This window comes from Reichenbachiella sp. (genome assembly GCF_039969095.1).
In the GTDB taxonomy this organism is placed as follows: Bacteria; Bacteroidota; Bacteroidia; order Cytophagales; family Cyclobacteriaceae; genus Reichenbachiella.
In genome coordinates this window covers 385,867-398,365 of record NZ_JBDVOL010000013.1, presented here as the reverse complement: position 1 = coordinate 398,365, position 12,499 = coordinate 385,867, and the positions used below count along the sequence as shown (strand labels likewise).

Here is a 12,499-nt window from a genome sequence, read left to right as displayed (position 1 = left end):
TTTAGGCCATGGTATGGAAGACGTTCTGTACATCGTCGTCCTCTTCTAATTTTTCTAGCAGTTTATTTACATCCTCTTGCTCTGCTTCAGACAGCTCCTTTGTAGTGGTAGGAATTCTTTCAAATCCAGAGGATAAAATTTCGATGTTGTTTTCTTCAAAATACTTCTGAAGCGAACCGAAATCAGCAAATCCACCATAGACCATCATGCCGTCTTCATCATCAAAAACTTCTTCTGCTCCAAAGTCGATTAACTCCAACTCAAGTTCTTCCGCATCTAGATCAAATGTTTCTTTGTTGAGTCGGAAGTTGCATTGGTGTTCGAACATGAATTCTACAGAGCCAGAGGTACCCAGATTACCATCGCACTTCGTGAAATAGCTTCTTACATTGGCCACAGTTCTGTTGTTATTGTCTGTAGCTGTTTCTACAAGTACCGCAATACCGTGTGGCGCATAGCCTTCGAAAAGTGTTTCCTTAAAGTCGCCTTGAGCCTTATCTGAAGCACGTTTTATGGCTCGCTCTATATTGTCTTTAGGCATGTTGGCTGCCTTAGCATTTTGCATCACAGCACGCAGGCGTGAGTTGGTATTTGGGTCAGGTCCGCCAGCTTTTACAGCAATTACGATGTCCTTACCAATTCGGGTGAATGTCCTTGACATGGCACCCCATCTCTTCAATTTACGTGCTTTTCTAAATTCAAATGCTCTTCCCATTTCTAAAGATATTTTAAGGTTACAAATATAGGAATCAGGATTTAAGATTCAATGCTCTTTTATCTTATAGCTATTGAATTTTGAACCTTAAATCTTGATCTAATCAATTGTCAATTTCACATTCCTTGAACGTGATCCCATGAGATGCTAACTCACTCAAGACTGGTTCGTAAATCTCCTTTTCCGTAGGAATGTGAACACCTTTTGGACTCATTTTTCCCTGCAAAATCAATTGTGCTGAAACTGCCAGTGGCAAGCCCACAGTCTTCGACATGGCAGTACGAACGGCATCTTCGCCTTCTATAGCCATGTAGGATTGAATTTGTTTCAATTCTTTTCCTTCATAATACTCAAACTTGTGCCACATCACAATCATGTCTTTTTCATCTGCTGTGATAGTCCATTTCTTCTTTAAGATATGTTCTAGAATTTGTGCTGGCGTACCTTTTTTCAAACCAACCAATTCATCCTCAAATAGACCGAGCCACTTCAGTTTGTACATTTCATCAGATTCCAAATCTAGATTTAGATAATGAGCCAATTTCAATTCTATAGAATCATCTGGATTAAATGATAAAAAAGAATTGATAAACTGTCTGTGAGTCATTTTATCTACTTCGTGCAATTCATAAGTATCGTCAGTGGCTCCTAGTTGAACAAATACATCCCAAGCTTTACAGTAGCCCACTTGTCTTAAGGTTCCTCTGTAGAGAGTCTTAATATCTTGCAGCTTATAAGCATCCAGATATTTTAAAGAATCTCTGTTTGCATATCCTTCAAAATAGCCATACTCAGGGATGTGAATCACTTCAGTTCTTCTGAATAACTTTTGATAAGGAATATATTTATATCGGCCTTCTTGGATGAATTTAGTATAGCCTTGTCCAGCTAATACTACGTTTCTAGGATTCCATGTGAACTTATACTTCCAAGGATTGTCATCATTGCTTGGAGCTAATAATCCTCCGGTAAAAGTTTCAAATGCTCTCAGTTCATGACCAGCTTCTCTGATTCTATCCAGAACTTTCATGGCAGACATGTGGTCTATACCTGGATCAAGTCCCATTTCCATGATTAATCCAGCATTATTTTTCTCAAATTCTTCGTGGAGCGACTTGATCTCGTCCGTCACGTAGGAGGCAGTGAGCATATTAATGCCATGAGCTGCGCAGATTTTGGCTACATGGATATGAAATGAAGCTGGCATCATAGAGATGACCAGGTCAAACCCTTCTGTCAATTTTTGCTGATGTGCTTCATTGAAAATATCGAAAGCCATGGCTTCACCTCTTGTGCTGCCATTGATTTTATCTTTGGCAAGCGCCTCATCCAAATCTCCTACCACCACTTGCCAGTCGTTCGCATCTGCGTGATCTAGTAAAAATTCAATCAATGTGGAGGAAGATCTTCCTGCACCAAGTACAAGTACTTTTTTCATTATAAGTGTATTATGTTTTGGGTATTCATGCTGTTTTTATGAGCCTTACTAGACCCAAAAAAGAAGCAAATTATTCCATTTTCGAGGCGACTAACAAAACATTTAGTTAAAAAAATAAGTATTAAATTGTCCATCGCACTTTAGTGCATTTAAACCTAGATTTCTAGCCATGGCCAAAAAAGTAACCCAGCAAGTAGAAGCAGAAATATTCGATTATTCGGAGTTGAACGCCAGAGAAAAAACGCTGGTAGACGATGCCAAAGAGGCAGTGGCAAATGCGTATGCACCTTATTCCAATTTTCATGTAGGTGCAGCAGTTTTATTAGCCAGTGGCATCGTGGTGAAAGGTAGCAATCAGGAAAATGCAGCGTATCCCTCTGGCCTCTGTGCAGAACGAGTGGCTATCTTTAGTGCAGGCGCCAATTATCCCAACGAACAAGTGAAGATGATAGCCATAGCTGCCAAGCCTAATGAAGCGCATGATTTCGTAATGGCTTCTTCTTGTGGCAACTGTAGACAAGCCATGATGGAATATGACAGCAAGCAAGAAGAGCCTATCCAGCTGCTTTTTGTGCGTCCTAACAATGAGATTATGAAAACGACGGTGGGAGACTTATTGCCTTTTGGATTTGATTCGAAGAGTTTGAGGGGGTGAAACAAAAAAGCTCCGTATCTCTACGAAGCTTTCTGGGTGAAAGACCGGACTCGAACCGGCGACCTCCTGGACCACAACCAGGCGTTCTAACCAACTGAACTACAATCACCATATTTCATCAACCCTATTGGTTGGTTGACCCCTTAAAAAGGAGTGCAAATTTAGAAATTTGTGTTCTTAAAATCCAAAATTAATTCAGCATTTATTTTCTGTCGAACATTAATCGTTCGCCATTCATGCCTTCGTTCATTTGTCCATTGGCATAAGCCAGATGTCCAGACACAAAAGTATGAGTGATTTTGCTTCTAAATGACTGACCTTCAAATGGGCTCCAGCCGCATTTCGAAAGTACATTTTCTTTTTTTACTAGCCATTTATCTGCTGTATCTACCAACACTAAATCAGCATAGTACCCTTCTCTAATATAGCCTCTATCTTTAACTTCGAATAGAATTGCAGGATTGTGACACATCTTTTCCACCACTCGTTCAATAGATATTTTTCCATTTAGATGATGTTCGAGCATGGCAGGTAAGGCATGTTGAACGAGAGGGCCACCTGATGGACAGTTGAGATAGTCGTTATCTTTCTCTTCAATGGTATGTGGTGCATGGTCCGTGGCAATCACGTCAATTTTGTCATCCAGCATCGCCTGAAAAATGGTATCTCGATCAAAGGCAGTTTTTACCGCAGGATTCCATTTGATCAATCCTCCTTTGGTGTGATAGTCCTCATCAGAAAACCACATGTGATGAATACAAGCTTCAGAAGTAATAAGCTTATCTTTTAGTGGAATAGAATTGTCGAACAGCTCTGTTTCTTTTCCTGTAGAGATATGCAAAACATGAAACTTGGTGTTGTTGGCTTTGGCCAATGCCACTGCTTTAGAAGATGATAGGTAGCAAGCCTCTTCACTTCTAATTAAAGGGTGAGCGGAGAATGGGATTTTACCGTTATACTTCTCTTTGAAAAGTTCCGTATTTCTACGAACGGTAGATTCATCTTCGCAATGCGCCGCTACAATCAGTTCCGCTCTTGAAAATAGTTCGGTCAAAGTCTTTTCATTATCTACGAGCATGTTGCCAGTAGAAGATCCCATGAAAACTTTGATCCCACAGACCTTCTGCCTATTGGTTTTCATCACTTCTTCAATGTTGTCGTTAGAAGCTCCCATGAAAAAGGAGTAATTGGCTAACGACGATTGAGCAGCAATGTCATACTTGTCTTGAAGCAATTTCTGAGTGAGTGCATTCGGAACCGTATTGGGCATTTCCATGAAAGAAGTAATGCCACCAGCAACTGCAGCTCTACTTTCAGTATAAATATCAGCTTTATGCGTTAGTCCAGGCTCTCTGAAATGGACCTGATCATCTATGAGTCCGGGCAGTAAGAATTTGCCGTCAGCATCAATAGTCTCAGCTGTATCATGCGAAAGCCCAAATCCAATTTTTTCTATTCGCTGGTCCTTTATCAACACGTCGTGAGCTAGAATGCTACCTTCATTTACGATTTTAGCGTTTTTGATAAGTGTATATTTGGCCATTCTTCTGATTTTATTCAATGAAAGTCTGATTTGTACAATTGACATCAAGAATCGAGTGAAACTTAATAAATTGCATCACAAAATTAATTGGCTCCTGCTACTAATTGCTATCCATGGCGAATAACATCGAAAATTTCTCAGATTTTAAGTTCAACAAGCAAGTGCTAAACGCTATTGAAGATGCAGGATATGCTTCGCCAACACCTATCCAAAAGAAAGCAATTCCACTGATTTTATCTGGTCACGATGTAATGGGCATCGCACAAACGGGTACCGGAAAGACAGCTGCGTTCGTATTGCCACTACTCATGAAATTGAAATATGCTCAAGGACAAGACCCAAGGGCTTTGATATTAGCACCCACTCGAGAGCTGGCCATTCAGATCAATGAAAACATTAAAAAGTATGCTACCTATGTTGACTTGAGATTCACAGCAGTTTATGGAGGTACTGGTATGAAGGTTCAAGAAGAAAAATTGTCGGAAGGAATAGATATACTGGTGGCTACGCCTGGGCGATTTATGGATTTATACCGCAAAAGAGCATTTGGCACCAAACAATTGAAAACATTGGTCATCGACGAAGCTGATAAAATGATGGATATGGGATTTATGCCTCAGATTCGAAAGATTTTAGAAATTATCCCTGTGAAAAGGCAAAATCTGCTTTTTTCGGCTACCATGTCGGCCATTGTTGAAAATCTATCTGCTGAGTTTTTAGAATTTCCGGAAAAAGTTGAAGTGACTCCGCAATCTTCCACAGTTGATACGATTACTCAGTCTTTGTTTTTGATTCCAAATTTCAAATCAAAAATCAATCTACTAGGCCATTTATTAGAGAATGAAGAACTGAAAAGAGTGATCATTTTTGTGAAGACGAAGGCAAATGCAGATAACATTTTTAAGTTTATAGATCGTAAGGTCACTAAATCTGTAAAAGTGATTCACGGCAACAAAGCTCAAAATACAAGATTAAACTCTATTGATGCCTTTAAAAATGGTGACATTAAAATTTTGGTAGCTACTGATGTAGCGGCTAGAGGCCTTGATGTGAGCATGGTTTCTCATGTGATTAATTTTGACGTGCCATTAATTTATGAAGATTATGTGCATCGAATTGGTCGTACTGGGAGGGCAGAAAATACTGGTATCGCTATTACGTTTGCCAATCGGGCGGAGGAATTCCATATCGAACAAATAGAAAAACTAATAGAAAAGAAAATTGAGATAGAATCAATACCAGCTGAAGTAAATATTGAAAAGACGCCTTTTGTTGAGCAACAAGAACAATTAAGAGAAATTGACTACCGAAAGAAGAAATTGGACCCTACTTATCAGGGGGCATTCCATGATAAAAAAATTAAAAAGTCAAAAGGTTCAAAAAAGAAGCGCTAGAACACATTCCATTCGTCTAAGGAATTGGCTGATTCGTCGAAAAAATATTTTGATTCATAGAATTTAATTCAACAGGATAAAGAAAGAGGTTATAATTGCTACAGAAAGATGGATTAAAAAGTCTTTCTTTCCATAGCTGGTTGAAAAGATCTTGTGGGGAATAGGTACATCGGTACCTAATCCCACAAGTATCGATCCTCATCCTTATCAACTTCAGCTCCAAATCATCACAATAATTCCAGGTAACAAAGTATCATTTTAAGAGAATTAGTTCGTCTTTTTTTGACTTATTCAGATTAGATTTGCGCAAAATTTTCGAAGGAAAATGTATTTGTTTGAATAGCTATAAATCCCGAATTAAAATGATAGCAAATCTTAACGAGCGTACCCATTTTCAGCATAGACATAATGGGCCATCTAATGATGATATTTCGCAGATGTTGGACGCAATTGGAGTCAATTCTGTAGATGATTTAATTGATCAGACTGTACCAGAAAACATCAGAAAAAGAACAAAACTGAATATTCCGGAAGCATTAGATGAGTTTAGCTATGTTAGATCGGTCAAGGAAATAGCTAGTAAAAATAAAGTTTTCAAGTCTTTTATTGGTTTAGGTTATTACAACTGTGTGACGCCAGCAGTCATTCAAAGAAATATTCTGGAAAATCCAGGGTGGTATACTGCTTATACTCCTTATCAGGCAGAAATTGCTCAGGGTAGGTTAGAGGCTTTGGTGAATTTTCAAACCATGGTTTCAGACCTCACAGGAATGGAGATTGCCAATGCATCACTTTTGGATGAAGCTACCGCAGCTGCTGAAGCCATGTCCATGCAGTTTTCATTGAGAAAAAAGGATAAAAAAGCTGCCAATAAATATTTTGTTGACGAAAGAATTTTTCCTCAGACATTAGACGTACTCAAAACCAGAGCTTTGCCAATAGGCATTGAATTGGTTATCGATAAATATGAAAATATTGATATTTCTGAGCCAGATTATTTTGGATTGATTGTACAGTATCCAAACGCAGAAGGAAGTGTAGAAAATTACAAAGAGCTCTTTAGTCTTGCTCAAGAAAACCAAGTGTTTATTACCGCGGCAACAGACCTAATGAGTTTAGTATTACTAACTCCTCCAGGTGAAATGGGCGCGGATGTAGTAGTAGGAACGACGCAGAGATTTGGTGTTCCTATGGGATTTGGAGGCCCACATGCTGGCTTTTTCGCAACAAGAGAAGAATATAAGAGACAAATACCAGGTAGAATTATTGGTGTTTCGCAAGATAGTCATGGCAACAAGGCCTATCGAATGGCGCTGCAAACAAGAGAGCAGCACATCAGAAGAGAAAAAGCTACTTCCAATATCTGTACTGCTCAAGTATTATTGGGTGTGATTGCCGGCGCTTATGCAGTGTATCATGGACCAAATGGATTAAAAAGAATTGCTTCCAGAATCCATGGTTTGGCATTGTTGGCCTGTAAGTATCTGGGTGAAATGGGCTTTGAGCAAGAAAACAAAGTATTTTTTGACACTTTGAAAATCAAAGCCGATGATGTGCTGAAAGAAAAAGTTAGGACTGAAGCAGAATCTAGAGGCATCAATTTCAATTATTATGGCGACGGATCAATAGGTGTTGCATTTGATGAGACGCACACCGTAGATGAGTTGGTAGAGGTGGTTGCTATTTTTGGAAAAATAGGATCTACAGTAATTGATTCTTCATCTGTTATTGAAGCTGCTAATCAGGTAGAAATCAATTTCAACGGAGATTTTGACAGGACATCTTCTTTTATGGAGCATCCAGTGTATCAAAAACATCAATCTGAGCACGAAATGCTTAGATATTTAAAAAGACTAGAAAACAAGGATTTGTCCTTGGCTCACTCTATGATTTCACTGGGGTCTTGTACCATGAAATTAAATGCTACTTCTGAAATGGTTCCAATCACATGGCCAGAGTTTGCACAAATGCATCCTTTTGCACCTGTCAGTCAAACCGATGGCTATAGAGAATTGATCTCTAATTTAACGGAATGGCTGTCTGAGATTACTGGATTTTATACTACCTCCTTACAACCGAATTCAGGAGCGCAAGGAGAGTATGCTGGACTGTTAGTTATTAAGGCTTTTCAAGCAGATAAAGGAGAAAGCCATAGAGATATTACGATTATCCCAACATCTGCGCACGGCACCAATCCTGCCAGTGCGGTTATGGCAGGAAACAAGGTGGTGCTGGTTCAGTGCGACGAGAAAGGCAATATAGACGTAGCCGACCTAAAAGCTAAAGCCGAACAATACAAGGATACACTTTCATCTTTAATGATCACCTATCCATCTACTCACGGCGTATTTGAAGAAAGTGTGATTGAAATCTGCGAAATCATTCATCAAAATGGTGGCCAAGTATATATGGATGGTGCAAATATGAATGCTCAGGTTGGACTCACGAGTCCTGGTCATATAGGCGCTGATGTTTGTCACTTGAATTTGCATAAGACTTTTGCTATCCCTCATGGTGGTGGTGGTCCTGGTATAGGGCCAATTGGTGTAGCCAAGCATTTAGCACCTTACTTGCCAGGAAGTCCATTGGTAGACATTGATAATGGAAAAGCAATAAGTTCAATTTCTGCGGCACCATTTGGTAGTGCTGGTGTATTGCCTATTTCTTATGGTTACGTAGCTATGATGGGGCCTGATGGCTTATTGAATGCCACAAAAATGGCCATTCTAAATGCCAATTACATCAAGTCTAGATTGGAAACAAAGTTCCCTATTCTCTATACTGGAATAAATGGTAGGTGCGCACATGAAATGATCGTGGATTGTAGAGCATTCAAATCATTCGGGATAGAAGTAGAAGATATTGCCAAACGATTGATGGATTATGGATTTCATGCTCCTACTGTTTCTTTTCCTGTAGCTGGTACACTTATGATCGAGCCAACTGAGAGTGAAACTAAAGAGGAATTAGATAGGTTCTGTGATGCTTTATTGCAAATCAGAGAAGAGGTTGAAGCCGTTGAAAATGGAACGATGGATGCCAATGACAATGTATTGAAAAATGCACCACATACTGCAGATTCAGTATTGTCTGATGATTGGAATCATAGCTATTCGAGATCTGAAGCAGCTTATCCACTGGATTATCTAAGAACGAATAAATTTTGGCCTTCTGTGGGTAGAGTAGATAATGCATATGGAGATAGACATTTGTTCTGTAGCTGTATTCCTGTTGAGGAATTTGAAGAAGAAGCTATAGAGGCTTAGAAACTCGGGCAACCGTCTTTTGACAATTGCCATTATAAGTTCAAGTCAAAGCCTAGCTTGGCAAGGTTTTGGCTTGAATTTTACTTAAATTCAATCAATGAAAAAACCTTTACTTCTCCTTTTTATATTCGTTATAGTCAGTTGTTCTTTGCTTATTGGGCAAGGAGCGGTGAATTCTAATGAAGAGAAGACTGCGTTGAATTTTGCTCGTCCAGAAGAAAGCACACTCAATTATAATAGTAAGTTAGTTGCCAAACCCTTGGATTATGAATTGTCCGCTGTGGGGGATCATTCCTTCAAAGTGAAATTCATCAACCAACCTTCTGATTACTTAGATATTAAAATCTATGATGTAATTGGTAATTTGATCCTCAAGGAAAGCGTAAAACAAGCTAAAGACTCAGAATTGGAATATCAATTTGATGAGATCAAATCGAAGATTTTTGTCATCAAAGTCAAATCTGGCAAGGAGAATCTTACAAAAAAGATAAACCTCTAATTTATTTCCTGGTTCGTGCCATCAGTACTGAACTTCACATTCATTTTACGGCTTTTTTTTGCTTATATTGTGTCCGATATTGATACAGTTTTTTGTTCAATATGGAGCGCTTTTATATTAAGCGTATGGCTAAAACATGCTTTGTGTGTTATAGGCATGTATTTTAATAATTGGCACATATTCTGAATAACAAGATTACATAAAAGAAAAAGACCGTGGAAAAAGAACTAGGAAACATACTAATAATTGACGATGATGAAGATGTGCTATTTGCAGCTAAAATGCTGCTAAAGAAACATGCCAAGAATGTCATCATTGAAAAAAACCCAAAGAAGATTCCTTTTTTGATGAACAATGATACTTACGATGTGATTTTGCTGGATATGAATTTCAGTAAAGACATCACCAGTGGTAAGGAAGGGTTCTATTGGTTGGAACAGATATTAGAACGTGATCCTAAAGCCGTGGTGATTTTGATAACCGCATTTGGAGATGTAGAAATGGCTGTTCGTGCCTTGAAAGAGGGAGCAACAGACTTCGTGTTAAAGCCGTGGCAAAATGAAAAATTGTTGGCCACTTTGAATACAGCTGTCAAGTTAAAAAAATCTTACAAAGAAGTAGATCAACTCAAATCGGCTAAAAAGCAACTCGAAGAAGAATTAAACCAACCCTTCAAAGAAATAATAGGTGAAAGTCAAGCGATCAAAGACGTATTTAAGATCATAGAAAAGGTGGCGCAAACGGATGCCAATGTCTTGATCTTGGGTGAAAATGGAACTGGCAAGGAGTTGATTTCAAGAGCCATTCATACGCAATCACTTCGAAAAGACAATGTTTTTGTAGGAGTGGATATGGGAGCGATCACAGAGACACTTTTTGAAAGTGAGCTGTTCGGTCACAAAAAGGGATCGTTTACCGATGCGAAAGAAGACAGAACGGGCCGATTCGAAGTGGCAAATAAGGGTTCGTTATTTCTTGATGAAATAGGTAACCTGAGTTTGCCACTTCAGTCTAAGTTACTTACCGTTATTCAAAATAGGCAGGTGACAAAAATTGGTGCCAATAAGGCTTCTAATATTGATATACGTCTTATATGTGCTACGAACATGCCTATTTATGATATGGTGGAGGAGAGCACTTTTAGGCAGGATTTATTGTATCGTATCAATACGGTTGAAATTCACTTGCCTGCATTAAGAGAACGATTGGATGATATTCCTTTATTGGCGGAGCATTTTGTAAAAACTTATAGTTCAAAGTACAGAAAAAGTGGAAAAAAGATAGGTGCAGCAGCACTTAAAAAATTACAAAAATATCATTGGCCAGGAAATATAAGAGAATTGCAACATGCCATCGAGCGTGCGGTAATTATGAGTGACGAATCTTCATTGTCACCGGATGATTTCTTTTTCTTGAATCATAAACCAGAAGGTCAGACAGATAACGAAGAAAATACTTTTAATCTAGATGAAGTAGAAAGAAATGTAATCAAAAAAGCCATTGATAGACATGATGGCAACATATCGAAAGCAGCCAAGGAACTAGGATTGACAAGAGCATCACTTTATCGCCGATTGGAAAAGCATGGCCTATAGTAATAATTTCAAGCTTAATCTTATCGTACGTGTGCTTTTGATTTTTTGCACGTGCATTTTCTTGGTCAACCTCTTTTATACCGAGTCTTATACGCTTACAAAAGTGCTTGTTTCTTGCCTTTTGGCGTATGAAGTCTATGTGTTGATTAAGTATTTGGACAAAACCAATCGAGAATTGGCGGGATTTCTGAATTCCATTAAATATGACGATTTCACTCATACTTATACCACCAAAAAGTCAGGTACCTCCATGGATGGACTGTATGAGCAGTTCAATAATGTAATTAAAAAGTTTCGTGAGATCAGAGCCGAGAAAGAAGCGCAACACAACTATTTACGAACCATTGTTCAACACGTAGGTATTGGGATTATCACATTCGATAAAAGCGGAGAAATTCAAATTATCAATTCAACAGCAAAATCACTATTAGGAGTAGACCTCATCAAAAATGTGAAACAACTGAGTAGTGTGAGTGAAGAGCTAGTAAATAGTTTGATGGAATTGAAAACGGGTGGTCGCGACCTGATGAAAATCGAGAAGAAGGGAGAAGAAGTTCAATTGGCCATCTATGCTATTGAATTGATGCGAAGGGATGAAGAATTCAAATTGATTTCTATCCAAAACATTAAGAGTGAATTGGAAGAAAAGGAGATGGATGCATGGCAGAATTTGATCCGTGTATTAACACACGAAATCATGAATTCGGTTACGCCCATTTCTTCATTGGCAGCTACGATCGAAACAGAATTAGAATCTCAGATCAATGCTGAAGATTTTAAAATTGAAAATATTTCTAAAGAGGATTTATCTGACTTCCATATGGCTCTTCATACCATTCATAAGCGAAGTGATGGATTGATCAAATTTGTGAGTGACTTCAGAAACTTAACAAGGATTCCTATTCCTCAGTTAGAAGATATTCTGATCTGTGATTTGATTAGACCCATGTTGAATCTGCTCAGATTTGATTTAGAACAAAATGATATCAAGGTAAATCTGGATATAGTTCCTGAACAATTGATGATCAGAGTGGACAAGGAGCAAGTAGAACAAGTACTGATTAATCTGTTGAAAAATGCCATTCAGGCCATGGGCGAAAATGAAGAACTTAAAAAGGCTAAAGAAATTTCAATAAGTGCCGTTGTAGAAAATGATGAACGTATAACAGTCAAAATAAAAGATAACGGAACAGGTATAGATGAGGAGGCATTGAAAAAGGTTTTTATTCCATTCTTTACCACTAAAAAGTCTGGCTCAGGAATTGGCCTCAGTTTATCCAAACAAATTATGCGAAAGCATAACGGAAACATCTCCGTTCAATCTGTAGTTAATGAAGGGACAGAGTTTACACTTACTTTCCCTAGATAGAATTATTTTCAAACTTATCAGTCAT

General features: G+C 38.4%; 8 protein-coding genes, 1 tRNA gene and 1 pseudogene. 6 read left to right on the top strand and 4 right to left on the bottom strand.

What is annotated here, in order from left to right; genetic code table 11:
- Position 1 precedes the first annotated feature (1 nt).
- Both ABJH98_RS14220 and ABJH98_RS14215 read right to left on the bottom strand, forming a co-directional pair.
- A complete protein-coding gene (locus ABJH98_RS14220; protein WP_348308357.1) occupies positions 2-715 on the bottom strand; it encodes a YebC/PmpR family DNA-binding transcriptional regulator in 714 nt (237 codons plus the stop codon).
- 103 nt (positions 716-818) lie between these two features.
- Positions 819-2,153: a saccharopine dehydrogenase C-terminal domain-containing protein gene (locus ABJH98_RS14215; RefSeq protein ID WP_348308356.1), complete on the bottom strand. Its 1,335-nt coding sequence runs from the start codon at positions 2,151-2,153 to the stop codon at positions 819-821.
- A gap of 157 nt (positions 2,154-2,310) precedes the next feature.
- Here ABJH98_RS14215 and cdd point away from each other — a divergent pair.
- Positions 2,311-2,808, top strand: a pseudogene (gene cdd / locus ABJH98_RS14210) (cytidine deaminase); the annotation flags it as partial.
- A 34-nt stretch (positions 2,809-2,842) separates the two neighbouring features.
- On the opposite strand, the gene ABJH98_RS14205 reads toward cdd, so the two are convergent.
- Positions 2,843-2,918 (bottom strand) — tRNA-His (locus ABJH98_RS14205).
- A gap of 92 nt (positions 2,919-3,010) precedes the next feature.
- Positions 3,011-4,396, bottom strand: coding sequence for a dihydroorotase (locus ABJH98_RS14200; protein WP_348308355.1), 1,386 nt, complete (start codon positions 4,394-4,396; stop codon positions 3,011-3,013).
- Positions 4,397-4,464: 68 nt separating this feature from the next.
- Between ABJH98_RS14200 and ABJH98_RS14195 the strand changes: the two genes are divergently transcribed.
- The 5 genes from ABJH98_RS14195 to ABJH98_RS14175 all read left to right on the top strand — a co-directional run bounded on the left by ABJH98_RS14195 (position 4,465) and on the right by ABJH98_RS14175 (position 12,474).
- Positions 4,465-5,745 (top strand): DEAD/DEAH box helicase, encoded by a 1,281-nt coding sequence (locus ABJH98_RS14195; protein ID WP_348308354.1) that lies wholly within the window; start codon positions 4,465-4,467, stop codon positions 5,743-5,745.
- A gap of 362 nt (positions 5,746-6,107) precedes the next feature.
- Positions 6,108-9,011, top strand: a complete 2,904-nt coding sequence (gcvP, locus tag ABJH98_RS14190; RefSeq protein ID WP_348308353.1) for an aminomethyl-transferring glycine dehydrogenase — start codon at positions 6,108-6,110, stop codon at positions 9,009-9,011.
- 97 nt (positions 9,012-9,108) lie between these two features.
- Entirely contained in the window at positions 9,109-9,510 is a 402-nt protein-coding gene (locus ABJH98_RS14185) for a hypothetical protein (protein WP_348308352.1), read from the top strand.
- A 215-nt stretch (positions 9,511-9,725) separates the two neighbouring features.
- On the top strand, positions 9,726-11,105 hold the full coding sequence (locus ABJH98_RS14180) for a sigma-54 dependent transcriptional regulator (protein WP_348308351.1): 1,380 nt from the start codon (positions 9,726-9,728) through the stop codon (positions 11,103-11,105).
- Positions 11,095-12,474, top strand: a complete 1,380-nt coding sequence (locus tag ABJH98_RS14175) for an ATP-binding protein (RefSeq protein ID WP_348308350.1) — start codon at positions 11,095-11,097, stop codon at positions 12,472-12,474. Before ABJH98_RS14180 ends, ABJH98_RS14175 begins: the two co-directional genes overlap by 11 nt.
- The last annotated feature ends 25 nt before the right edge of the window (positions 12,475-12,499 follow it).

Coding starts and splice junctions, on each gene's coding strand:
- ABJH98_RS14220 (WP_348308357.1), bottom strand. CDS start 715: ATGGGAAGAGCATTTGAATTTAGAAAAGCACGTAAATTGAAGAGATGG.
- ABJH98_RS14215 (WP_348308356.1), bottom strand. CDS start 2,153: ATGAAAAAAGTACTTGTACTTGGTGCAGGAAGATCTTCCTCCACATTG.
- ABJH98_RS14200 (WP_348308355.1), bottom strand. CDS start 4,396: ATGTCAATTGTACAAATCAGACTTTCATTGAATAAAATCAGAAGAATG.
- ABJH98_RS14195 (WP_348308354.1), top strand. CDS start 4,465: ATGGCGAATAACATCGAAAATTTCTCAGATTTTAAGTTCAACAAGCAA.
- gcvP (WP_348308353.1), top strand. CDS start 6,108: ATGATAGCAAATCTTAACGAGCGTACCCATTTTCAGCATAGACATAAT.
- ABJH98_RS14185 (WP_348308352.1), top strand. CDS start 9,109: ATGAAAAAACCTTTACTTCTCCTTTTTATATTCGTTATAGTCAGTTGT.
- ABJH98_RS14175 (WP_348308350.1), top strand. CDS start 11,095: ATGGCCTATAGTAATAATTTCAAGCTTAATCTTATCGTACGTGTGCTT.